The sequence below is a fragment of the Roseateles sp. P5_E4 genome, from assembly GCF_054049255.1.
In genome coordinates this window covers 314301-336357 of sequence record NZ_JBFUMS010000003.1, presented here as the reverse complement: position 1 = coordinate 336357, position 22057 = coordinate 314301, and the positions used below count along the sequence as shown (strand labels likewise).

20 protein-coding genes are annotated in these 22057 nt (G+C 67.2%); 11 read left to right on the top strand and 9 right to left on the bottom strand.

Going from position 1 to position 22057, the window contains the following annotated elements; translation table 11 throughout:
• Positions 1–19: 19 nt before the first annotated feature.
• The gene (locus ACXJLH_RS08575) at positions 20–1999 is read left to right on the top strand and encodes a DUF6600 domain-containing protein (protein ID WP_457443438.1); all 1980 of its coding nucleotides are present in this window, start codon (positions 20–22) and stop codon (positions 1997–1999) included.
• A 22-nt stretch (positions 2000–2021) separates the two neighbouring features.
• Here ACXJLH_RS08575 and ACXJLH_RS08570 read toward each other — a convergent pair whose 3' ends face one another.
• Positions 2022–2675 carry an arylesterase gene (locus tag ACXJLH_RS08570; protein ID WP_457392185.1) on the bottom strand — a complete coding sequence of 218 codons (654 nt, stop codon included), beginning with the start codon at positions 2673–2675 and terminating at the stop codon, positions 2022–2024.
• On the opposite strand from ACXJLH_RS08570, the gene ACXJLH_RS08565 reads away from it, so the two are divergent.
• Entirely contained in the window at positions 2674–3345 is a 672-nt protein-coding gene (locus ACXJLH_RS08565; RefSeq protein ID WP_056198349.1) for an ABC transporter ATP-binding protein, read from the top strand. The genes ACXJLH_RS08570 and ACXJLH_RS08565 overlap by 2 nt on opposite strands.
• Before the next feature lie 146 nt (positions 3346–3491).
• Here ACXJLH_RS08565 and ACXJLH_RS08560 read toward each other — a convergent pair whose 3' ends face one another.
• The 5 genes from ACXJLH_RS08560 to msrB all read right to left on the bottom strand — a co-directional run bounded on the left by ACXJLH_RS08560 (position 3492) and on the right by msrB (position 6984).
• A complete protein-coding gene (locus ACXJLH_RS08560) occupies positions 3492–4721 on the bottom strand; it encodes a cystathionine gamma-synthase family protein (RefSeq protein ID WP_457443436.1) in 1230 nt (409 codons plus the stop codon).
• 69 nt (positions 4722–4790) lie between these two features.
• Positions 4791–5594, bottom strand: a complete 804-nt coding sequence (locus ACXJLH_RS08555) for a peptidylprolyl isomerase (RefSeq protein WP_457392191.1) — start codon at positions 5592–5594, stop codon at positions 4791–4793.
• Positions 5595–5672: 78 nt separating this feature from the next.
• On the bottom strand, positions 5673–5933 hold the full coding sequence (locus ACXJLH_RS08550) for a BolA family protein (protein ID WP_056198339.1): 261 nt from the start codon (positions 5931–5933) through the stop codon (positions 5673–5675).
• Positions 5930–6562, bottom strand: coding sequence for a septation protein A (locus tag ACXJLH_RS08545; protein WP_457443434.1), 633 nt, complete (start codon positions 6560–6562; stop codon positions 5930–5932). Before ACXJLH_RS08545 ends, ACXJLH_RS08550 begins: the two co-directional genes overlap by 4 nt.
• On the bottom strand, positions 6559–6984 hold the full coding sequence (msrB, locus tag ACXJLH_RS08540; protein ID WP_056198333.1) for a peptide-methionine (R)-S-oxide reductase MsrB: 426 nt from the start codon (positions 6982–6984) through the stop codon (positions 6559–6561). Before msrB ends, ACXJLH_RS08545 begins: the two co-directional genes overlap by 4 nt.
• A gap of 500 nt (positions 6985–7484) precedes the next feature.
• On the opposite strand from msrB, the gene ACXJLH_RS08535 reads away from it, so the two are divergent.
• From ACXJLH_RS08535 to ACXJLH_RS08510, 6 genes are all read left to right on the top strand, one after another.
• Positions 7485–9131 carry a 3-(methylthio)propionyl-CoA ligase gene (locus ACXJLH_RS08535; RefSeq protein ID WP_457443433.1) on the top strand — a complete coding sequence of 549 codons (1647 nt, stop codon included), beginning with the start codon at positions 7485–7487 and terminating at the stop codon, positions 9129–9131.
• 93 nt (positions 9132–9224) lie between these two features.
• On the top strand, positions 9225–10481 hold the full coding sequence (locus ACXJLH_RS08530; protein WP_056198327.1) for a branched-chain amino acid ABC transporter substrate-binding protein: 1257 nt from the start codon (positions 9225–9227) through the stop codon (positions 10479–10481).
• 133 nt (positions 10482–10614) lie between these two features.
• Positions 10615–11574 (top strand): branched-chain amino acid ABC transporter permease, encoded by a 960-nt coding sequence (locus ACXJLH_RS08525; RefSeq protein ID WP_457443562.1) that lies wholly within the window; start codon positions 10615–10617, stop codon positions 11572–11574.
• Between the two features lie 4 nt (positions 11575–11578).
• Complete coding sequence (locus ACXJLH_RS08520; RefSeq protein ID WP_457443431.1) at positions 11579–12877, top strand: branched-chain amino acid ABC transporter permease; 1299 nt, start codon at positions 11579–11581, stop codon at positions 12875–12877.
• Positions 12874–13641, top strand: coding sequence for an ABC transporter ATP-binding protein (locus tag ACXJLH_RS08515; RefSeq protein ID WP_457443429.1), 768 nt, complete (start codon positions 12874–12876; stop codon positions 13639–13641). The genes ACXJLH_RS08520 and ACXJLH_RS08515 overlap by 4 nt, the downstream gene beginning before the upstream one ends.
• Complete coding sequence (locus ACXJLH_RS08510) at positions 13638–14348, top strand: ABC transporter ATP-binding protein (protein WP_457349584.1); 711 nt, start codon at positions 13638–13640, stop codon at positions 14346–14348. The genes ACXJLH_RS08515 and ACXJLH_RS08510 overlap by 4 nt, the downstream gene beginning before the upstream one ends.
• 10 nt (positions 14349–14358) lie before the next feature.
• Here the strand turns inward: ACXJLH_RS08510 and ACXJLH_RS08505 are convergent, their stop codons facing one another.
• Positions 14359–14868 (bottom strand): diguanylate cyclase domain-containing protein, encoded by a 510-nt coding sequence (locus ACXJLH_RS08505; protein ID WP_457349586.1) that lies wholly within the window; start codon positions 14866–14868, stop codon positions 14359–14361.
• A 247-nt stretch (positions 14869–15115) separates the two neighbouring features.
• Here ACXJLH_RS08505 and ACXJLH_RS08500 point away from each other — a divergent pair, with 247 nt between their 5' ends.
• Genes ACXJLH_RS08500 through ACXJLH_RS08490 form a run of 3 tightly spaced genes read left to right on the top strand, consistent with a single transcriptional unit; the run spans position 15116 to position 18855 of the window.
• Complete coding sequence (locus ACXJLH_RS08500; RefSeq protein WP_200955292.1) at positions 15116–15670, top strand: ECF-type sigma factor; 555 nt, start codon at positions 15116–15118, stop codon at positions 15668–15670.
• Between the two features lie 3 nt (positions 15671–15673).
• Positions 15674–18370 (top strand): protein kinase domain-containing protein, encoded by a 2697-nt coding sequence (locus ACXJLH_RS08495; RefSeq protein ID WP_457443427.1) that lies wholly within the window; start codon positions 15674–15676, stop codon positions 18368–18370.
• Between the two features lie 38 nt (positions 18371–18408).
• The gene (locus tag ACXJLH_RS08490) at positions 18409–18855 is read left to right on the top strand and encodes a hypothetical protein (protein ID WP_457443425.1); all 447 of its coding nucleotides are present in this window, start codon (positions 18409–18411) and stop codon (positions 18853–18855) included.
• Positions 18856–18873: 18 nt separating this feature from the next.
• On the opposite strand, the gene ACXJLH_RS08485 is transcribed toward ACXJLH_RS08490, so the two are convergent.
• Positions 18874–19716: a J domain-containing protein gene (locus ACXJLH_RS08485; protein ID WP_457443423.1), complete on the bottom strand. Its 843-nt coding sequence runs from the start codon at positions 19714–19716 to the stop codon at positions 18874–18876.
• Between the two features lie 95 nt (positions 19717–19811).
• Positions 19812–21977: a sodium-translocating pyrophosphatase gene (locus tag ACXJLH_RS08480; protein ID WP_457443421.1), complete on the bottom strand. Its 2166-nt coding sequence runs from the start codon at positions 21975–21977 to the stop codon at positions 19812–19814.
• Positions 21978–22057: the final 80 nt, after the last annotated feature.

The following is a 22057-nucleotide window of genomic DNA, read 5'->3' as shown; positions in this document are numbered from 1 at the left end:
CGCAAAGGAGCATTGGCTCATGACCACGTCCATCGAATCCAAGCTTGTCCTGAAGCGCAACAGCTGGCGCATGCTGGCTCTGGCGCTGTTCATTGCGATCGCGCCTGCCGTCAAGGCACAGGACGCCGACCGTGATCCTCCGACCCGCGCGGCCCGAGTCGTCGACGTTGTCGGCGATGCCTGGCTGTTCGACCACGACACCCGCGAATGGACGCGGCTGTTGCGCAACCAGACCGTCGGCGAGGGCGATCGCGTGCGCACCGACGACCGCGCCCGCATCAGTTTGCGTTCCGGCTCGACGTCAATCTGGGTTGACGAACGCAGCGACCTGGAGCTGAGCCAGCTCGATGAGGGCCAGACACTGCTGCAGATTGACCGCGGCGACGTTGCCGTGCGCCTGCGCAACTCCGAGAACGCCGCCGAAACCCGGCTGCGCACCCGTGAGGGTACGGCGCAGCCCGAGCGCGAGGGCCTCTACCGCGTGGAGCAACTCGACCGCGGCAGCAAGGCCTATGTCTGGCAGGGGCGCCTGCGATTTGAATGGGCTCGCACCGCCTCGCCCGTGACGCTGGGCACCGGCGAGCAGGCCGAATTCTGGTGGCCCGACGGTCCCCGCGCCGAGCGCAGCCCGCTGTTCAGCGACGGCTTTGGCGACTGGGTGCTGGCCGAAAGCCGCGAGGAAGGTGACCGCCCCGTCGCGCGCTACGTGTCTCCCGAGATGACCGGCGCCGAGGACCTGGACCGTTATGGCCGCTGGGAGACGGCGCCTGAGTACGGCACGGTCTGGATTCCGACGACCGTTGCCGTCGCGGACTGGGCGCCCTACCGCTATGGCCGTTGGACCTGGTCGCGTCATTGGGGCTGGACCTGGGTGGACGACGCGCCCTGGGGCTTCGCGCCCTTCCACTATGGCCGCTGGGTCAGCTGGGGCGGGCGCTGGTGCTGGACGCCGGGCGCCTATGTGCACCGCCCGGTCTATGCACCGGCCCTGGTGGGCTGGGTCGGCAGTGGCTCCGTCAGCATCGGCATCAGCGTGGGCAGCCGCCCGCCGCCGCCACGCTTTGGCTGGTACCCGCTGGCACCGCGTGAGGTCTATGTGCCGGCCTACCACCACAGCCCGCGCTATGTGAACCGCGTCAACGATCCGCGCGACGTGCGCGACCCCGTCACCGTGCGGCGCCCGCACCGATACCGCGATGCACCGGCGGCCGTCAGCACCTTGCCCGCCCCCGGCGCGGCCATCCAGCCGCTGCCGGTGCGCGGCCCCGACCGTCGCCCCGAGCCGGGCTGGAACCGCCCGCTGCCGACAGCGCCGGGCCGTGGGGACCTGGCAGCCGTGCTGCCGGCGGCACCCACCCGGCCGCCGGAGACCGAACTCCCGCGCCGCAATCCCCGCGCGCCGGAGGCCAATATGGGCTGGCGCAGCGAGGGCAACCAGCGGCCCCAGCGCCGCGATCAACGCGGTACTGACGTGCAGCCGCAGGTGCCTGTGCCTGCGGTGGCACAGCCGGCCGTTCCGGCCATCGCCGCGCAGCCTCAGGTTCCCCAGCAGCAGCGCCCCGGCGTCGAACAGCCGCAGCGCAGTGGCGACAACATGCCTTGGCGCGCGCAGCAACAGCAACAGCAACAGCAACAGCAACAGCAGCAGCAGCAGCAGCAACAGCAACAGCAACAGCAACAGCAACAGCAACAGCAACAGCAACAGCAACAGCTGCAACGGGAAGCGCAGCAGCGCGATACGCAGCATCGCGAAGCCCAACAGCGTGAGACGCAACAACGCGAGATGCAGCAGCGTCGCGAAGAGCAGCAACGCCGCATCTCCCAGCCCGAGCCGCAGCGCCAGATCGAGGTGCCACGCCCGCAGCCTCAACCGCAGGCGCAACCACAGGCGCAACCCCGCGCACAGCCGCGCGAAGAAGGCCCGAAGCGCGGCCGCCAGGACGGCGTGCCGACGCGCGGCGACAAGCAGCCGCGGGACCCCCAGCAGCAGGAGCGCTGAAGCAGCGGCTTGGTACGGCCGCCTAAAGCAGCGGTTTCAACGCTGGCCAGACGTTGTCCAGCATCAGCGGATGCGCCTTGGCCAGCGGGTGGATGCGGTCGCCCTGGAACCAATCCATCGCGTCCGCCCGGTCCGCCACGCCTTTGAGCAGGAAGGGCACGAAGGCCGCGCGGGCCTGCCTGGCGACCTGCTCGAACAGGTCGGCAAACTCCTTGCCATAGGCCGTGCCGTAGTTGGGCGGCACCTGCATGCCGGCAATCAGCACCTTGGCGCCGCTCTCCTGGGCGGCGCGCGCCATGGCCAGCAGGTTGTCGCGCGTGCTCCCCAGCGGCAGGCCGCGCAGCGCGTCGTTGCCGCCCAGCTCGAGGATGACGATGGCCGGCTTGTGCGTGCGCAGTGCGGCTGGCAGCCGGCTGCGGCCACCTGCCGTGGTGTCGCCGCTGATGCTGGCGTTGACGACGCGGTAGGGCTTCTTCTGTTCGGCCAGGCGCTTTTGCAGCAGGGCCACCCAGCCGTCGCCGGCCTTGAGGCCGTATTCGGCGGACAGGCTGTCGCCGACGACCAGGATGACCGGTGCCTCGGCGGCCGCGGCCGCACCTGAGATCCCTGAAGAAAAGCCGGCGATCACCCCCAGGCTAAAGTGCGCCAACACCCATCGCCGCCGCAGTCCCGACATGCCCGAAGCCCTTGTTCAAGTTGACCAGATCACCAAGCGCGTGCGTGACGCGACCGGCGAGCTGACGATTCTGCATGACATCAGCTTCGAGCTGACTGCAAGGGAATCGGTGGCCATCGTCGGCGCTTCCGGCTCCGGCAAGAGCACGCTGCTGGCCATCCTCGCCGGCCTGGACACGCCCAGCGATGGCTCTGTCACGCTGCGCGGCCAGGATCTCTTCACGCTGGACGAGGACCAGCGCGCCGCCGTGCGCGCCCGCGAGCTGGGCTTTGTCTTCCAGAGCTTTCAGCTGCTGCCCAACCTGACGGCGCTGGAGAACGTCATGCTGCCGCTGGAGCTGCGCGGCGACCGCGACGCGCGCGAGCAGGCCGCCGCCATGCTCACGCGCGTGGGCCTGGGCGAGCGCCTGGGTCACTACCCGCGCGTGCTGTCGGGCGGCGAGCAGCAGCGCGTGGCGTTGGCTCGTGCCTTCGTGTTGCGCCCGGCGCTGCTGCTGGCCGATGAGCCCACCGGCAGCCTGGACTTCGCGACCGGCGCCTCGGTGATGGAGCTGATGTTCGAACTCAACCGCGAGGCCGGCACGACGCTGGTGCTCGTCACCCATGACCGGGAGATCGCCTCCCGGTGCGAGCGCCAGTTGCGCATCGAGGCGGGCCGCCTGGCGGCTTGAGCCCCTCGCCCGCTCCTGCCCCGCTGAACGCGGGCATGCCCGGTCGGTCCCCCGAGGGGACGGCGATGCTGCCCGGTTCGACCGGCCAGCACATCGCCAGACGGGCCGGCTAGGGAGCGGCCCGGCGCTCGGCCCGGCAAACGAAGTCAGTCAGCGAGCGCCTGGTCGAAGTCGGCGATCAGGTCTTCGGCCGCTTCCAGGCCCACCGACAGCCGAACCAGACCTTCTACGATGCCCATGGCGGCTCGCGCCGCCTGGCCCATCTCCCAGAAGATGGTCGGCGCCACCGGGATGATCAGCGTGCGCGTGTCGGCCAGGCCGGTGGCCTTCAGCGGTAGGCGCAGCCGGTTCAGCACCTCGACCATGCGCTCGGGGTCGCGCAGCTCGAAGCTCATCATCCATGAGCCGCTGCCGAACCAGGCGCGGGCCTTGTCGTATTCGGGATGGGTCTCGAGCATGGGGTAGTGCACGTGCTCGATGGCCGGGTGGGCGGCCAGGTGGCGAGCCAGCGCCAGCGCCGTGTCGCTGCTGCGTTGCAGGCGCAGCGTCAGCGTCTCGGCGCCGACGAGGATGCGGTGGGCGGCCTCGCTGGACAGCGTGCCGCCCATGTCGCGCAAGCCCTTCTTGCGGATCTGCTGCAGGCCCCAGCCGCGCGCGTCGCCCTGGCGGTAGGCCGGGAAGATGTTCGGGTAGGTCGACCAGTCGAAGCAGCCGGTGTCGGTCACCGCACCGCCCAGGGCCTCGCCATGGCCGGCCAGCGTCTTGGTCAGGGAGTTCATCACCAGGCCGGCACCGAAGCGGCGCGGCTGGCACAGGGCCGGCGAGGTGACGGTGTTGTCGACGACGTAGAGCAGGCCGCGCTCACGGCACAGCGTGCCAATGCCTTCGAGGTCGGGAATGCGGGTGCTGGGGTTGGCGATGGTCTCGACGAAGACCAGCCGGGTCTCGGGCCGCAGCGCGGCCTGCACCGCGGCGGCCTCGCCGGCATCGACGCGGCTGACCGCGATGCCCAGGCCCTCCAGCGTCTGCAAGAAGCTGTTGGTATTGCCGAAGACGCGGTTGCTGGTGACGAGGTGGTCGCCCGCCTTCAGCAGCGTCAGGAAGAGGGCGCTCAGGGCCGCCATGCCGGTGGCGAAGCTGACGGTGCCGATGCCGCCTTCCATCTCCGTGACAACCGCTTCGAGCGCGGCCGTCGTCGGCGTGCCCTGGCGGGCGTAGTTGAAGCTGCCTTTGCTCTTGCCCTGGAAGACGGCGATCAGGTCCTCCACCTTCTCGTAGGCGTACTGCACGGAAGGATGGATGGGCGTATGGACGCCACCGAACTGGCGGTCGGGGCCGCTGGCGTGGACGAGACGGGTGCTGAGGGCGTCGGGCATGGTTTATCGGGTCCAGATGGCAGAAGACCCGCCGTAGCGGGTCTTGCAACAAGTGATCGGCAGGCCGGCTTACTTGCTGAAGGTGTAGTCGGTCTTGGCCTTCTTGATCAGGCTGTCCTGGAATTCGGCCATCTTCTGCTGCTCGATGCGCTGCTTGATCTGGGCCTTGACGTCGTCGAAGGCCGGGAAGGTCGCGGGGCGGGTGTCTTCGAGCTTGATGATGTGATAGCCGAACTGGCTCTTGACCGGTTCCTGCGTCATCTCGCCCTTTTGCAGCGCCGTCATGGCCTTGCTGAATTCGGGCACGAAGTTGTTCGGGTTGGCGAAGTCCAGGTCGCCGCCGTTGGCTGCGGAGCCGGTGTCCTTGGAGTTCTTCTTGGCCAGTTCCTCGAAATTGGCGCCGCCCTTGATCTGGGCGATCAGGGCCTTGGCGTCCTCTTCCTTCTCGACCAGGATGTGGCGGGCGCGGTATTCGTTGCCGGTGTTGGCGGCCTTGAACTTGTCGTACTCGCCCTGGGCTTCAGCATCCGTAACCGGGTTCTTGGTCTTGAAGTCGTCCATCAGGCCGCGGATCAGCAGCATCTGACGGGCCAGGTCCATCTGGACCTTGTAGTCGGCGGTCTGCGGAACGCCGCGCTTCTCGGCTTCCTGCATGAAGATCTCGCGGCGCACGACCTCGTCCTTGACCTGGGCTTCCAGCTCGGGCGAACGCTGCTGCTGGCCGCTCTTGGTGACTTGCTGGATCAGCGTCTCGACGCGCGCCTTGGGCACGGGCTTGCCGTTGACGGTGGCGACGTTCTGCGCGACTGCAGCAGCCGGCAGCAGGGCCGAAATGGTGGCCGCGACGACGGCGGCGAGCGCAAACTTCTTCATGGGTGGGGGAATTTGATTCAGGCTAAAAAAATCGCGCCCGGTGCCGGGCGCGCGGTTCTTCAATCACGCACGATCTGATCAGTGTTCACCCGGGGCCCGGGCGTCGATCGCCAGCGCGTGGATGCCGCGCTGCATCAGGTCGGACAAACAATGATAAACGAGGCGGTGCCGGGCCAATCTTTGCAGTCCGGTAAAGCGATCCGACACGACAGCCACGTGAAAGTGGCCGCCCTCGCGGGCACCGGCGTGGCCGGCGTGCTGGGCGCTGTCGTCGCGGATGCTGAGTTCCAGTGGCGCCAGCTCCGCGCGCAGGCGGGCCTCTATCTCTGCGCTGATCATGGCTTGCTGTCCTCTTCCGGCGGCAGGTGCTTGCTGAGATACAGGCCTTGGGCCAGCGTGAACAGCACGATGAGGCCCGTCACGCCAAAGACCTTGAAGTTGGCCCAGGCCGACGTCGAGAAGTGGTAAGCCACATAGAGGTTGAGCACGCCCATCGCGGCGAAGAACAGCACCCAGGCGCGGTTCAGTTTGAGCCAGATCAGGTCGGGCAGGGCGAGTTCGCTGCCGAGCATGGACTGGATCAGGTTCTTGCCGAACGCTGCCTGCGAGATCCACAGCGTCAGCGCCATGGCCCAGTACAGGCCGGTGGGCTTCCACTTGATGAAGGTCTCGTTGTGGAACCAGATCGTGGCACCGCCCAGAGTCACGACCAGCACGAGGCTGATCCACAGCATCAGATCGATCTTCTTGCCGCGCAGCTTCAGGATGGACGCCTGCGCCAGCGTGGCGATCATGACGACCAGCGTGGCCAGCAGAACCGGCGCTTCCTGGGCGCCGACAACGCCGCCGGAGACCAGGAAGCCGAAATGCTCGGTCGAGAACGCCGCCGCTGCATCGGCGTGCCCTTCAGCACCCTTGAAGACGATGAAGAAAAGGATCAGCGGAAGAAAGTCGAGCAGCAGTTTCATGCGCCGGGATTGTCTTTCACGAAATCGATGGAGGCGGAGTTGATGCAGTAACGCTCACCCGTCGGCTCGGGACCGTCCGGGAAGACGTGTCCCAGATGCGAGCCACATTTGTTGCAGCGGACCTCGACCCGCACCATGCCGTGGCTGCTGTCGACGATGCGTTCGATGACTTCGCTGTTGACCGGGGCCCAGTAGCTCGGCCAGCCGCAGCCGGCGTCGAACTTGGTGTCGGACTCGAACAGCGGCGTGCCGCAGCCGATGCAGTTGTAGTGGCCGTCCTTGAAGTGATCCCAGTACTTGCCGCTGAAGGCGCGTTCCGTCCCCGCATGGCGGGCGACCTGGTACTGCGTGGCGTCGAGTTGCTCGCGCCATTCGGCGTCGGTCTTTTGGACGGGGTAGGTCTTGCTGGAATCGTGGCTCATGATGAAAAGGACACTTCGGGGCTTGGGGCCCGGTCAGGCGGCAGGGCCGCGTCGCCGGGAAGAGCGGGTTCGTCGAACGGGCGACTCAGAACTTTCATCAGCCGGCCAGTTTAGTGAGAGGGCCGAAGGCCTCGCTCACCCGGGTGTTTCCCCGGGGTGCGAGGGTCGCGGTTGTGACGTTCAGGTGTCGGACCCGGGGGCTAGACTGGCCGGAACCTGTTCGCAGTCTCCCCATGGCGCCCGTTGCCCCGCAAAGGCAGTGGCTGCAAGACGCAAACCGCAGTCGGGCTGGTTGCCCGGCGAGGATTTGCAACGCCGCAGACGCTGCCTTTGCGGGGCAACCCTGAGGGCAAGGCAGCACAGGGCCGCACTCGGCGTTGCGCACCTGGGTCGGGCAAGAGCCCGACCGGCGGCGCGCGCCTTGATTGCGACCCTGTGCTGCCTTGCGGGCGCCATGGGGAGACTGCAAACAGGTTCTACAAGACCGCCAGGAGACAACCATGGCATTGATGGGCCGGATGATGTCGGATCCGCTGCTGATCTCGTCGCTGCTGAAGCACGCCGAGCGGCATTCGGGCGAGACCGAGATCGTCAGCAAGCGGGTCGAGGGCGACCTGCACCGCAGCAATTGGCGCGAGCTGGCGCGGCGTTCGCGCCAGGCCGCGCAGGCTTTTGCACGCCTGGGTTGCGAGCCCGGCGACCGCGTCGCGACGCTGGCCTGGAATGGCCACCGCCACATGGAGATCTACTACGGCAGTTCGGGCTCCGCGCTGGTCTGCCACACGATCAACCCGCGCCTCTTCCCCGAGCAGATCGTCTGGATTGCCAACGACGCGCAGGACCGCATCCTCTGTTTTGACGCCACCTTCCTGCCGCTGGTCGAGAAGATTGCGCCGCTGCTGAAGAGCGTTCAGCACTTCGTGCTGATGACCTCGCGTGCCCACATGCCAGCAAGCAGTGGCATCCCGAACCTGCTGTGCTTTGACGACCTGCTGGCCGCCGAGACCGGCGACTACGCCTGGCCGCAGTTTGACGAGAACACCGCCTCCAGCATCTGTTACACGTCCGGCACCACCGGCAACCCCAAGGGCGCCATCTACAGCCACCGCTCGACGGTGCTGCATGCCTACGCCGCGGCGCTGCCGGACGCGATGGACTGCTCCAGCCGCGACGTCATCCTGCCCGTCGTGCCGATGTTCCATGTCAACGCCTGGGGCCTGCCGTACAGCGCGGCCATCGTCGGCTGCAAGTTCGTGCTGCCCGGGCCGCATCTGGACGGCAAGAGCCTGTATGAGCTGTTCGAGGGCGAGAAGGTGTCTTTCAGCGCCGGCGTGCCCACCGTCTGGCTGGGCCTGCTGAACTACGTCAAGGCCAACAACCTGAAGTTCTCGACCTTCAAGCGCACCGTCATCGGTGGCTCGGCCTGCCCGCCGGCGATGATGAAGTCGTTGCAGCAGGACTACGGTGTCGAGGTCATCCATGCCTGGGGCATGACCGAGATGTCGCCGCTGGGCACGCTGTCCAAGTTGACGACACGCCAGCTCGACCTGCCACCCGAACAGCGGCAGCGCCTGCTGGAGAAGCAGGGCCGCGTCATCTACGGCGTGGACATGGCCGTCATCGACGACGAAGGCCGCTCCCTGCCCTGGGACGGCCAGAGCTCGGGCAATCTGGTCGTGCGTGGTCACTGGGTCATCGCCCAGTACTACAACCACGACGAGTCGCCGCTGGTCAGTGTGGATGGCGAGCCAGGCTGGTTTCCGACCGGTGACGTGGCCACCATCGACGCCGACGGCTTCATGCAGATCACCGACCGCAGCAAGGACGTCATCAAGTCGGGCGGTGAGTGGATTTCCTCCATCGACCTCGAGAACATCGCGATGGCCCACCCGGCCGTGCACGAGGCCGCCGTTATCGCTGCCAGGCACCCCAAGTGGGACGAGCGGCCGCTGCTGGTCGTCGTGAAGAAGCCCGACGCGACATTGACGTGCGAAGAGCTGTTGGCCTTTTACGAGGGCCGCATCGCCAAGTGGCAGGTCCCGGACGACGTTGTCTTCGTTTCCGAAATTCCGCATACGGCCACTGGCAAGGTGCAGAAGCTCAAGCTGCGCGACCAGTTCCTGAGCCACAAGCTCCCGACGGCATGAGCGCGATGACCGGTCAGGGGTAAGCCCGGGACTGCGGCGTGGCCGCGCTGGATTAACTTCCGTTCACATTCAGACCCACAACAGGAGACAAGCATGTTCGACATCACTTCGGCCCATGTCCCACGCCTAACGCGCGCATTCACGGCAGTCGCCGTGCTGGCCTTGGCGGCCGGGGCCGCCCAGGCGCAGAAGGGCGAGACGGTCAAGCTGGCCTATATCGACGCGTTGTCCGGGCTGATGGGCCCGGTGGGCCAGAACCAGGTCAAGACCTTCCAGTTCCTCGGCGAGAAGACCAACAAGAGCAACCCCGCCGGCGTGAAGTTCGAGATCGTCACCTTCGACAACAAGTTGAGTCCCGCCGAATCGCTGAACCTGCTGAAGGCCGCGGCCGACCAGGGCATCCGCTACATCATGCAGGGCAATGGCTCCAGCGTGGCGCTGGCCCTGAGCGACGCCGTCAGCAAGCACAACGAGCGCAACCCGGGCAAGGAAATCCTCTACCTGAACTACTCGGCGGTGGACCCCGACCTGACCAACAGCAAGTGCAGCTACTGGCACTTCCGCTTCGACGCCGACACGTCGATGAAGATGGAAGCGCTGACGACCTTCATGAAGGACCAGGCCGACGTCAAGAAGGTCTTCCTGCTGAACCAGAACTATGCCCACGGTCACCAGGTCGCCAAGTACGCCAAGGAGATGCTGGCCCGCAAGCGCCCCGACGTGCAGATCGTCGGCGAAGACCTGCACCCGCTGGCCCAGGTGCGCGATTTCGCCCCCTATGTTGCCAAGATCAAGGCCAGCGGTGCCGACACCGTCATCACCGGTAACTGGGGCTCGGACCTGGCCCTGCTCGTCAAGGCCGCCAACGAGGCCGGCTACAACGGCAAGTTCTTCACCTACTACACCGGTGTGACCGGCACGCCGACGGCACTGGGCACCGGCGGCGCGGGCCGCGTCTTCCAGGTGGCCTACAGCCATTACAACCTGGGCGGCCAGGCGCAGAAGGACGCCGAGGAATACAACAAGAAGTTCAACGACGACATGTACACGCTCAGCGTGCAGCACATCTACTCGCTGCTGAGCCAGGCCATGGCCAACGCCAAGTCGACCGACCCGGTCAAGGTGGCCGCGGCAATGGAAGGTCTGACAGTCAAGAGCTTCAATGGTGAAGTGACGATGCGCAAGACCGACCACCAGCTGCAGCAGCCGCTGTTCATCTCGGTCTGGCAGAAGGCCGACGCCAAGTACCCCTACAGCCCCGAGAAGACCGGCATGACGCTGGCGCCGGTGAAGATGTACGACAGCTACGTGTCGTCGACGCCGACGTCCTGCCAAATGAAGAGGCCCTGAGCCCCTGGGTGCCTGACTCGACCGCGCCCCGCTCGCGAGCGGCGGCGCGATCCTCCTGACTTTGCCGGCCACCGCCTTGGATCAAGTCTTCATCAATCTGCTGAACGGCCTGTCGTCCGGCCTGCTGCTCTTCATGCTGAGCTCGGGCCTGACGCTGATCTTCAGCATGATGGGCGTGCTGAACTTTGCCCACGCCAGCTTCTACATGGTGGGCGCCTACATCGCCTATTCGCTGGTGGGCATCATGGGCTTCTGGCCGGCGCTGCTGTTCGCGCCGCTGGCCGTTGGCGTGCTGGGGGCGGGCTTCGAGAGGCTGGCGCTGCGGCGCGTGCACAAGTTCGGCCATGTGCCCGAGCTGCTGATCACCTTCGGCCTGTCCTATGTGGTGCTGGAGCTGGTGCAGCTGATCTGGGGCCGGACCGCCGTGACGTTCACGCCGCCGGCGCTGCTGGAGGGGTCGGCCCTGACCATCGTTTCGCGCGCCCAGGACGGCATGTCGCTGGTGCTGGGCAAGGCGTCGCCCGAGGTCTGCGCGGTGGCCAACTGCTCGACCTTCCCGGCCACCAAGGCCTTCATGATGCTGGTGGCCCTGCTGATGCTGCTGGCGCTGTGGTTGCTGCTGACGCGCACCCGCGTCGGGCTCATCATCCAGGCCTCGCTGACGCACCCGGAGATGGTCGAGGCCCTCGGTCACAACGTGCCGCGCGTGCTGATGCTGGTGTTCGGCAGCGGCTGCGCGCTCGCTGGCCTGGCCGGCGTCATCGGCGGCATCACCTTCGTGACCGAGCCCAATATGGCGGCCTTCATCGGCGCCATCATCTTCGTCGTCGTGGTCGTCGGCGGCATCGGCTCGCTGGCCGGCGCCTTCGTCGGCTCCATCGTCGTGGGTCTGTTGCAGACGCTGCCCTTGACGATCAACGGCTCCCTCGCCACGCTGCTCGGCAGCCTGGGCTTCACCATCACCCAGGCCACGCCGGGCTACCCGGTGCTGCGCCTGACGATGGCCGAGGTCGCCCCCATCCTGCCCTATCTGCTGATGGTGCTGATCCTGATCTTCCGGCCCAAGGGCCTGCTGGGCACGCGGGAAGACTGATCCGATGAGCAAGTCCAAGGATTTCCATTTCAAGCCCCACAACGTCGGGCGCTGGTTCGTCTGGGGTTTCTTCGCCCTCATCCTCTTCGTCGCCCCGCGCATCTGGACGACGGGCCTGGCGCAGACCATGCTGACGCAGATGGGCATCGGCGTCATCGCCTGCCTGGCCTACAACATCCTGCTGGGCCAAGGCGGCATGCTGAGCTTCGGCCACGCTGTCTACAGCGGCATGGGCGCCTTCCTCGCCATCCATGCGCTGAACATGGCCGGTGCCGGCACACTGGGCATTCCCGTCAGCCTGATCCCGCTGGTGGGCGGCTTGGCGGGCCTGGTCTGCGCGGCGCTGCTGGGCTACGTGTCGACGAAGAAGGCCGGCACGCCGTTCGCGATGATCACGCTGGGCATTGGCGAACTGGTGTTCGCGCTGACGCTGATGCTGCCGGAGTTCTCGGGCGGCGAGGGCGGCGTGTCCAGCAACCGCGTCATCGGCAAGCCCTTCATGGGCATCAGCTTCGGCCCGCAGATCCAGGTCTACTACCTCGTCGCCGTCTACTGCTTCATCTGCACGGCGGCCATGTTCGCGCTGACGCGCACGCCGCTGGGCCGCATGCTGAACGCCGTGCGTGACAACCCCGAGCGTGTCGAGTTCGTCGGCTACGACACGCACTGGGTGCGCTTCATGGCCTTCGCCATCTCGGGCTTCTTCGCCGGCGTGGCGGGCGGCCTCGGGGCCATCAACGCCGAGATCGTCAATGGCAGCGACGTGCTGCACGCGGCGCGCTCGGGGGCCTATCTGTTGTTCACCTTCCTGGGCGGTGCGACCTTCTTTTTCGGTCCCATCATCGGCGCCGTGCTGATGGTCATCTGCGGCGTGCTGCTGTCGGAGCTGACCAAGGCCTGGCTGCTCTACCTGGGCCTGATCTTCCTGTTCATGGTCATGTACGCCCCCGGCGGCTTTGCCAGCCTCATCCTGATGAACCTGCGCGTGGCGGCCTTCGGCAAGCTCAAGAAGCTCTGGACGTCCTATCTCGCGCTGGCCGGCACGGCGCTGGCGGCGCTGGTCGGTGCGGCGACCATGATCGAGATGCTCTACCACCGCCAACTCAACGAGGCCCTGGGTCCCGAGCTGCGCTTCATGGGCGCCACGCTGAACAGCGGCACGCTGGATGCCTGGTTCGGTGCCGGCTTCCTCATCGTCGTCGGTGCGGGTCTTTTCGAGCTGGTGCGCCGCCACTATGTGCACGAGTGGGGCGAAATCCAGGAAGACATCGAAAAAGAAATCAAGCGGAGGGAAGCGCTATGAGCTTTGCGCTTGAACTGCGCGACCTGCGCAAGAGCTTCGGCAAGAGCGAGATCATCCGCGGCGCCAACCTGGCCGTGCAGGCCGGCGAGCGCGTCGCCATCATCGGCCCCAACGGTGCGGGCAAGAGCACGCTGTTCAACCTGATCAGCGGCCGCTTCGCGCCGACCTCGGGCGAGATCCATCTGCACGGCCAGCGCATCGACGGCAAGAAGCCCTACGAGATCAACCGCCTGGGCCTGTCGCGCAGCTTCCAGGTCTCCAACCTGTTCACGCGACTCTCGGTGTTCGAGAACATCCGCTGCGCGGTGCTGTGGAGCCTGGGCCACCGCTACGCCTTCTGGAAGTTCCTCGCCGACCTCGAGGATGCCAACGACCGCACCGAGCAGATCCTCGAGATGATCAAGCTCGACCGCAAGCGCGACGTGCTGGCCATGAACCTGACCTATGCCGAGGCGCGGGCGCTGGAGATCGGCATCACCATCGCCGGCGGCTCCAGCGTCATCCTGCTGGACGAACCCACGGCCGGCATGAGCAAGAGCGAGACCAAGCGCTTCATCCAGCTGATCCGCGACGTCACCGTGGGCAAGACCCTGCTGACCGTGGAGCACGACATGGGCGTCGTCTTCGGCCTCGCGGACAAGATCGCCGTGCTGGTCTATGGCGAGGTCATTGCCTTCGACACACCCGAGGCCGTGCGCGCGAATGCACGCGTGCAGGAGGCCTATCTGGGCTCGGTGCTTGCAGAAACTCAGGCGGCGGCATGACCCAGCAGCGCATCCTCAAGCTGGACAACGTCCACGCCTTCTACGGCAAGAGCCATGTGCTGCATGGCGTCAGCATGGAAGTGAAGCCGGGGGAGATCGTCAGCCTGCTCGGTCGCAATGGCGCTGGGCGCTCCACGACGGTCAAGACCATCATGGGCCAGGTCGATGCCAAGGGCTCGGTGTGCTGGGGCGACGTGGAGCTGGTGGGTCGCAAGGCCTACGAGATCGCTCACATGGGCCTGGGTTACGTGCCCGAGAACCGCGACATCTTCCCCAAGCTGACCGTGCACCAGAACCTGATGCTGGGGCAGAAGTCCAAAGCCAAGAACCCGCGCTGGGGCTTCGAGGACATGTACAAGATGTTCCCGCGGCTGCGCGAGCGCCAGCACACCGAGGCCGGCGTGCTGTCCGGTGGCGAGCAGCAGATGCTCACACTCTGCCGCACGCTGATGGGCGATCCCGACCTCATCATGATCGACGAGCCCACCGAAGGCCTGGCGCCCAAGATCGTCGAGCTGGTGGCCGAGTACCTCAAGGAGCTGAAGAACCGCGGCATCGCCGTGCTGCTGGTCGAGCAGAAGCTGGCCATCGCGATGGAGATCTCCGAGCGCTGCTACGTGATGGGCCACGGCCGCATCGTCTTCGAAGGCTCGCCGGCGGACTTGCGCGCCAATGCCTACATCCGCAAGGAGTGGCTGGAAGTGTGAGGAGCGCTGCTCAGTCGCCCCCAGCCGCCGGCAGGTTCGCCCGCGCCGCTTCCGCCAGCTCGGCGCCGTTGCGCCCGGCCTGCGGGAACACGGCGGTGCCCAGGCGCACACCCACCTGCATCAGCCGGCCGTCGACGCCATAGGCGCCTCTGAGAGCCTGCCGCAGCCGCTCCTCGACGAGCTCAGCCTCGGGCGCGCCGGCCGCTACCAGCAGCACGGCAAAGCAGTGCTCTCCCATGTGCACGACCTCGTCCGCGCTGCGTACACGGTTGCGCAGGCGCAGGCTCACGGTCTGGATCAGGTTGTCGCGCTCGGCAGGGCTCAGGGTGTCGTCAGGCCGTGCCAGCAACTCGACCTGCAGCCACAACAAGGCCAGCTGCTCTCCCTTGCGGCGGCACTGCGCGAACTGGCGCGACACGCGCAGGCCGAATGCGCCGAGCGAGTCCACCTTGGGCACCTGCGTGAACGTGCCGGCGCGATCGGGCGGGGGAGGGTCGTCGGCGAGCTGGGATTGGAGCATGGCATCACGCGTTGGATTGGACGGCGCTGGCGGCCACCTGGCCGATTCACAGCGGGGTGAGGAGCAATGAATGGGCGGCCCGCGGCTTTTGCCGGCTCCCTGGCTTGGCTTGGACATCGCTCCTCATCCTCTTAAACGGGGGATATCCGCCAAACCCGACATCGGGATGCAAAAAAGTTGCCGCTTGCCGGCAGCAGGCTCGTAACCAACCCCTGCGCCGGCGTTACCAGCCGTTAGAGTGCGGCCGGTGCAAGCCATCACCCAATTGCTGCAGGCCGCCGGCCAAGGCGACCGCGCCGCCGCCGACCAGGTGGTGGCCCAGCTCTACGTCGACCTGCAGCGCCTGGCGCGCCGGCATGTGCGCGACGCGGGTCATCTGACGTTGCTCGACACGACGGCCCTGGTGCACGAGGCCTGGATGCGTGTGGCCGGCGCCCAAGGGGCTGATTTCCCGGACCGGCGCCACTTCCTGGCCTATGCCGCCCAGGCCATGCGTTCGGTTGTTGTCGACCTGGTGCGCGCCCGGCGGGCCGAGCGCCGTGGCGGTGGCGAGTTGCATCTGACGCTGGACACCGCCATCGCCGACCAGTTGCCCCATGGCGACGCCGACGTGCTGCGAGTGCACGAGGCTCTSGACGAGCTGGCCCAGGTGGAGCCCCGCCTGGCCCAGGTCGTTGAGATGCGCTATTTCGCCGGCCTGAAGGAGCCAGAGATCGCCAAGGCTCTCGGCGTGACCGAACGCACCGTGCAGCGCGACTGGCAGAAGGCCCGCCTGTTCCTGTCCATGAGCCTGGCGGGCTAGTCCATGGACAGGCAACGCTGGCTCGCCCTGAGCCCTTTGCTGGATGAGCTGCTGGACCTGCCCCCGGCTGCCCGCGAGCATCGCCTGGAGCGGCTGCAGACAGAGGACGCCGACGCAGCCGAGCAACTGCGGCGCATGCTGGCGCGCGCCGAGGAGTTGCAGCAGCAGGGCTTCCTGAGCGAGCCCGTCGTGGCGCAATGGCAGGAGGCGTTGGCCTCGGTGCCCGACGACACACCGCCGCCCGACCTGGCCGGCCAGGCCATTGGTCCCTATCTGCTGGAGCGCCAGCTGGGGCAGGGCGGCATGGGCACAGTCTGGCTGGCGCGGCGCGCCGACGGTCGTTTCGAGGGCCAGGTCGCGGTCAAGTTCCTGATGGCCGGCCTGTTCGGGCGTGGTGACGCGGGTCGCTTCGCGCGCGAAGGCGAGATCCTGGCCCGCCTGTCCCACCCTCACATCGCCCGCCTGCTGGACGCCGGCCTGCACCAGAGCCAGCAGCCCTATCTGGTGCTGGAGTACGTCGATGGCCAGCCCATCGACCTCTACTGCCGCCAGCAGCAGCTCGATGTCGAGGGCCGGGTGCGCCTGTTCCTCGACGTGCTGGGCGCCGTGGCACATGCCCATGCGCGGCTGATCCTGCACCGTGACCTCAAGCCCAGCAACATCCTCGTGACGCGCGAGGGCGACGTGAAGCTGCTGGACTTCGGCATCGCCAAGCTACTGGCCGATGCGACCCAGGCGGAGCAGGGGGCCGCCGCCACCGAGCTGACGCAGCGCGCCGGCAGCGCCTTCACACCGCAGTTCGCCGCGCCCGAGCAGGTGCAGCAGTCGGACGTGACGACGGCCACCGATGTCTACGCCTTGGGGGTGCTGCTCTATCTGCTGCTGGGCGGCCATCACCCGACCGCCGACGACACGCAGACGCAGCTGGACCGGCTCAAAGCCGTCGTCGAGCATGTGCCGCGGCGGTTGTCGGACGTGGCGGCCAGCCAGGACGACACCGTCATCGCCGGGCAGGCGCGGCATCTGCGCGGCGATCTCGACACCATCGTCGCCAAGGCGCTGAAGAAGGCGCCAGCCCAGCGCTACGCGAACGCGCAGGCGTTGTCCGAGGACTTGCAGCGCTGGCTGGACCATGAACCCATCCGTGCGCGCCCGGACAGCCGGCTCTATGTGCTGGGTCGGTTCGTGCGCCGCCACCGCGTGGCCGTGGCGGCTGGCGGTGTGGCCGTGGGGGCCCTGCTGGCCCTGACGACCACCAGCCTGTTGCAGGCCCACCGGGCGGAACAGGCAGAGCAGCAGGCCCAGGCACGGCGCCAGCAGGCAGAGGACGTGCTCAGCTTCATGCTGGGTGAATTTGCCGACAAGCTGCGCCCCATCGGCCGCCTGGAGTTGCTGGACAGCGTCGGCGGCAAGGCATTGAAGGTGCTGGACAGCTCGGGGCCGCTCAGTGCGTCTGATCGGCTGCAACGGGCCAAGGCCTTGACCGTGATTGGCGAGGTCAGGGTGTCCAAGCGGGACCTGGAGAGCGCGCAGGAGCCGCTGGAGACGGCCACCGAGCTGCTGCAAGGCGATCCTCCCGCGGCCGACATGACGGCGGCCTGGCGCAAGGCTCAGGGCGCCGCGGCATTCTGGCAAGGCGAGGTGTTCTTCCGCCAGCGCCAGCTCGAACCCGCCGAGAAGCACTGGGCCCGCTATCGCGACGTCAGCGCGAAATGGCTGCAGGCCGATGCAAAGGACGCGGATGCGCAGCTGGAGCTGTCCTATGCCGAGAACAGCTTGGGCAGCCTGTGGTTGAGGCAGGGGCAATTCGCTCAGGCGGAAGAAGCTTTCAGGCATTCCCTGGTGCTCAAGGAGAGCTTGCTCGCCAAACGCCCCGACGACGCCGCCTTGCAGAGTGATTGGGGAGATACCGTCAGTTGGCTGGGCGGGCTGCTGCAGTTGACGGGTCGGTATGCGGGTGCTGCCCAGGCGTTCAACCGCGCGCTGCCGCCTGTGCAGTCGCTGCGCCAGCGGCACCCTGCGGACCTCGAATGGTTGAAGCGCGAGACCGGGCTGCTGCTGAATCTGAGCGACACCCAGATGGCGGCCGGCCTGAGCACTTTGACGGTGCTGAGCCAAGCCAAGTCAGCCGCTGATCAATTACGGCGAGGTGACCCCGCCAATGTGAGCTGGGCTTTCCTGGCCCTGGAGATTGACGCCAACCTGCTGGCGCAACGGGCCGACTTGCCGCCAGACGCGCGCGCCGTACAGGCCTTGGCCCTGCTGCAGAAGCTGGAGGGTCTGCGACCGGGCAAGCCGCCCCTGGACAGCTGGCTGCCTCGTTCGGTCCGGCTGTTGGAACTGGCGGCCAGTCCTGCTTGTGCAAGCCCGGCGTGCGAGGCGCGCGACCAGGCCCTGGTGCGAGTCGAACAACGCTTGTCCGCCGTGATGGCCAAGCGCCCCGTATCCCTGGAAGCCTTGAACGCAGCGGTGCGACTGCAATTGTTCAAGGCGAACCTGAATGCTACTGACGCGTCCGCCAGGCAGGCGGCTTGCGGCCAGGCGCAGCAACTGCTGCAGCTTCGCGCGGGATGGCTGCAGGCGCATGCCGAGTTGACTCAACGTTGGCTCGAAGTACAGAAATGCCTGGATCCGCGAGTCGTCGACCAGCCTGACTGGCAAGCAGGCCGTGCCTGGCTGCATCGGCAGCGTGAGATGTAGCTGCCACCTCTTTCCCCACCACAACCAGAGAAGTCCCTATGTCGACCTTCGTTCCTCCCTACACCGTCACCGTCACCGGTACCGCCGGTGGATTGGCGCAATGCGCTTATGTCGATGGCAATGGCCAGCCCGTGCCGTCGGGCACAGTGCTCACCACGACGACCCCCGCGGGGCAGGATGGTGAACTGCCGTTCACCTTCGTTGAAACGACGGTCGGCGGCACGAGCCTGCGCCTGGTGGGTGCCGCGGTGAAGACGGTTGGCAACGACCCCACCATGAACCCCTACAACTACCTGCCAGCCAGCAGAACCGAGTCGGACGGCGCCTGGTGGGACGGCGTCATCGTCCCTTGGTCTGCCGATACCTACACCCGGCGTGGCGTTGTGCTGCTGTTCGCTCAGATCAGCGCTACGGGTGACATGGTGAACTTCTATCCCAGCTCGGACCCGCAGACGCAGAACGACCAGTCGCAAGGCTGCGACTGAGCCCGCAGGACGACGGGCTCAGCCCAGGCCCAGCCCCGTCAGCCGCTGGTAGCGCTTGCGCAGGAAATCCGCTGCCATGCGGGCGTCGCTGCCGACACGCTCGCCGATGTAGAGCTCCTGGCGGCGCTCGGCGATCTGGGTGCGCAGCCGCGCGGCCATGATGTCCAGCGGCCGCATGCCGCCGCCCTCGGCACGTTCGATGGCGATGCGCAGTTGGTGCATCTGCAGGTTGTGCAGCAAGGCGGTCTGCGCCTGCACGACGCGGATGCGGCCCTGCACGAGGTGCTCGCACAGGCCGAGCCAGGCGCGTACCGCGTCGGCCGGGCCGCCGATGACCTTCTCGGGCAGTTCGCCCGCAGCGAGCAGCAGCGTTTCCAGCCGGTGGCGGTCGCTGTTCGCGTAAGCCTCGTTGACGATCATCATGCGCTGCTCGCAGACCTCGCGCTCCGGGCCGGAGGGCGCCAGGTCGGGGTGGAAGCGCATCGCCGCGCGCCGGTACAGCGTCTTCAGGCTGGGCGGCGGCAGGTCGGTCATGGGGCCCGTGGGTTCGGGCGGCAGCGGCGTCGCGTCGGGCAGGGCGGGCACATCGGGCCAGGCCTTGGCGCGCTGGGATGCCGACACCGGGGCGTCGACACCCTGGCGCTTCAAGGCCTCAGACAACAGGGCCGTGGCCTGGTGCAACTGGGCGTCGATCTCGTCGAGCTCGCGCATCAGCGGGCCCAGGGCCTCGAGATAGCGCTGGCGAAAGCCGAGCAGCTTGGCGCGGGCGCCGTCGTGATCGGCCTCCAGCACGGCGAGGTAGCGCTGCAGATCCTGCAGTTGTTCGCGTCGCCGCGACAGCTCGTGCCTCGTGATTGCCATGCTCGCCATGAGCCGCGATTTTGCCTGGGCCAGACGGAGAAACGGCCCGAGAAGTCTGATTTCTCGGGCCGTTATGCCAGGGATTTACCTGGGTGTTACTTAGATGCTGCCGACGCGGGCATCTCCGCGGTGCTGGCCGCCGGTGCCGCCACGACAGCCGGGGCTGCGACGGGCTCGGGGGCCTTGCTGCCCGCAGGCAGCGGCAACAGCGGCACGATCAACAGGGCCACGATGTTGATGATCTTGATCAGCGGGTTCACGGCCGGGCCGGCGGTGTCCTTGTAGGGGTCGCCCACGGTGTCGCCGGTGACAGCGGCCTTGTGCGCTTCCGAGCCCTTCTTGTGCAGCACGCCCTTGTCGTCGGTGAAGCCTTCCTCGATCAGCTTCTTGGCGTTGTCCCAGGCGCCGCCGCCGGTGCACATCGAGATGCCGACGAAGAGGCCGGTCACGATGGTGCCCATCAGCAGGCCACCCAGTGCCGCCGGGCCGAGGATCAGCCCCACCAGGATGGGTGCCACCACGGGCAGCAGTGAAGGAACGATCATTTCCTTGATGGCGGCAGTGGTCAGCATGTCGACCGCGGCGCTGTAGTCGGGCTTGCGCTGGCCGGCCATGATGGCGCCATCGGCGAACTGCTTGCGCACCTCGACGACAACGGCACCGGCGGCCCGGCCGACGGCTTCCATCGCCATCGCGGCGAACAGGAAGGGGATCAGGCCGCCGAGGAAGAGGCCCAGGATCACCTTGTGGTCGGACAGCGAGAACACCTCGTGCATGCCACGCGCTTCCAGCGCGTGCGTGTAGTCGGCAAACAGCACCAGCGCAGCCAGGCCGGCGGAGCCGATGGCATAGCCCTTGGTGACGGCCTTGGTCGTGTTGCCCACGGCGTCCAACGGGTCGGTGACGTCACGCACGGAAGCCGGCAGCTCGGCCATCTCGGCAATGCCGCCGGCGTTGTCGGTGATGGGGCCGTAGGCATCCAGTGCCACGATGATGCCGGCCATGCTGAGCATGGAGGTGGCCGCGACGGCGATGCCGTACAGGCCCGCCAAGGCAAAGGCCGCGTAGATGGCCGCGCAGACAAAGAGCACCGGCCAGGCGGTGGACTTCATCGACACACCCAGGCCGGCGATGACGTTGGTGCCGTGGCCGGTGGTGGAGGCCTGCGCCACGTGCTGCACCGGGTGGTACTGGGTGCCGGTGTAGTACTCCGTCACCCAGACCATGGCCGCCGTCAGCGCGAGGCCGACCGCGCAGGCGCCGAACAGGGCCATTGCGCTCGTCGTGCCACCCGTGCTCAGCTCTATGGGGCCGGGGAACATCGCCTTGGTGACGAAGAAGAAGGCGATCAGGCTCAGCACGCCGGCCACGATCAGGCCCTTGTACAGCGCCGGCATCACGTTCTTCATGCCGGGGCTGGCCTTGACGAAGTAGCAGCCGATGATGGAGGCGATGATGGACACGCCGCCGAGTGCCAGCGGGTAGACGACGCCGGCCAGCGCGCTGCTGCCGGTGATCATCAACGCGCTGAGCGCCATCGCGGCGATCAGCGTGACCGCGTAGGTCTCGAACAGGTCGGCCGCCATGCCGGCGCAGTCGCCGACGTTGTCACCGACGTTGTCGGCAATGACTGCCGGGTTGCGCGGGTCGTCCTCGGGGATGCCGGCTTCGACCTTGCCCACCAGGTCGGCGCCGACGTCCGCACCCTTGGTGAAGATGCCGCCGCCCAGGCGCGCGAAGATGGAGATCAGCGAGGAGCCGAAGGCCAGCCCCAGCATGGGCTTGAGCGCCGTGCTGTCATGCCCGCCGCCGATGGCCATGTAGAAGCCGCCCACGCCCAGCAGGCCCAGGCCCACCACCAGCATGCCGGTGATGGCGCCGCCCTTGAAGGCGACATCCAGCGCCGGGCCAATGCCCTTGGAGGCTGCCTGCGCGGTGCGCACATTGGCGCGCACCGAGATGTTCATGCCGATGAAGCCGCAGATGCCCGACAGCACCGCGCCGATGACGAAGCCGATGGCCGTCGTCGTTCCCAGGCCCGACACCGCGATGGCGATGGCCAGCACGACGCCGACGATGCCGATGGTGCGGTACTGCCGGCCGAGGTAGGCGGCGGCACCTTGCTGGATCGCCGCGGCGATCTCCTGCATGCGGGCATTGCCCGCATCCTGACTCAGGATCCAGCTTCGTTGGATGAAGCCATAAAGAACGGCCGCGAGGCCGCAAGCCAGCGCGAAATACAGCGCCACTTCTGTCGACATGTATGAGTCTCCTGTTTAGCGTGTCATCTGTGGCCCGCGGCAGGGTATGCCGGGGCTCGGCGGCCGAGCTTAAGGGCCGG

Coding starts and splice junctions, on each gene's coding strand:
- ACXJLH_RS08575 (WP_457443438.1), top strand. CDS start 20: ATGACCACGTCCATCGAATCCAAGCTTGTCCTGAAGCGCAACAGCTGG.
- ACXJLH_RS08565 (WP_056198349.1), top strand. CDS start 2,674: ATGCCCGAAGCCCTTGTTCAAGTTGACCAGATCACCAAGCGCGTGCGT.
- ACXJLH_RS08570 (WP_457392185.1), bottom strand. CDS start 2,675: ATGTCGGGACTGCGGCGGCGATGGGTGTTGGCGCACTTTAGCCTGGGG.
- ACXJLH_RS08560 (WP_457443436.1), bottom strand. CDS start 4,721: ATGCCCGACGCCCTCAGCACCCGTCTCGTCCACGCCAGCGGCCCCGAC.
- ACXJLH_RS08555 (WP_457392191.1), bottom strand. CDS start 5,594: ATGAAGAAGTTTGCGCTCGCCGCCGTCGTCGCGGCCACCATTTCGGCC.
- ACXJLH_RS08550 (WP_056198339.1), bottom strand. CDS start 5,933: ATGATCAGCGCAGAGATAGAGGCCCGCCTGCGCGCGGAGCTGGCGCCA.
- ACXJLH_RS08545 (WP_457443434.1), bottom strand. CDS start 6,562: ATGAAACTGCTGCTCGACTTTCTTCCGCTGATCCTTTTCTTCATCGTC.
- msrB (WP_056198333.1), bottom strand. CDS start 6,984: ATGAGCCACGATTCCAGCAAGACCTACCCCGTCCAAAAGACCGACGCC.
- ACXJLH_RS08535 (WP_457443433.1), top strand. CDS start 7,485: ATGGCATTGATGGGCCGGATGATGTCGGATCCGCTGCTGATCTCGTCG.
- ACXJLH_RS08530 (WP_056198327.1), top strand. CDS start 9,225: ATGTTCGACATCACTTCGGCCCATGTCCCACGCCTAACGCGCGCATTC.
- ACXJLH_RS08525 (WP_457443562.1), top strand. CDS start 10,615: ATGCTGAGCTCGGGCCTGACGCTGATCTTCAGCATGATGGGCGTGCTG.
- ACXJLH_RS08520 (WP_457443431.1), top strand. CDS start 11,579: ATGAGCAAGTCCAAGGATTTCCATTTCAAGCCCCACAACGTCGGGCGC.
- ACXJLH_RS08515 (WP_457443429.1), top strand. CDS start 12,874: ATGAGCTTTGCGCTTGAACTGCGCGACCTGCGCAAGAGCTTCGGCAAG.
- ACXJLH_RS08510 (WP_457349584.1), top strand. CDS start 13,638: ATGACCCAGCAGCGCATCCTCAAGCTGGACAACGTCCACGCCTTCTAC.
- ACXJLH_RS08505 (WP_457349586.1), bottom strand. CDS start 14,868: ATGCTCCAATCCCAGCTCGCCGACGACCCTCCCCCGCCCGATCGCGCC.
- ACXJLH_RS08495 (WP_457443427.1), top strand. CDS start 15,674: ATGGACAGGCAACGCTGGCTCGCCCTGAGCCCTTTGCTGGATGAGCTG.
- ACXJLH_RS08490 (WP_457443425.1), top strand. CDS start 18,409: ATGTCGACCTTCGTTCCTCCCTACACCGTCACCGTCACCGGTACCGCC.
- ACXJLH_RS08485 (WP_457443423.1), bottom strand. CDS start 19,716: ATGGCAATCACGAGGCACGAGCTGTCGCGGCGACGCGAACAACTGCAG.
- ACXJLH_RS08480 (WP_457443421.1), bottom strand. CDS start 21,977: ATGTCGACAGAAGTGGCGCTGTATTTCGCGCTGGCTTGCGGCCTCGCG.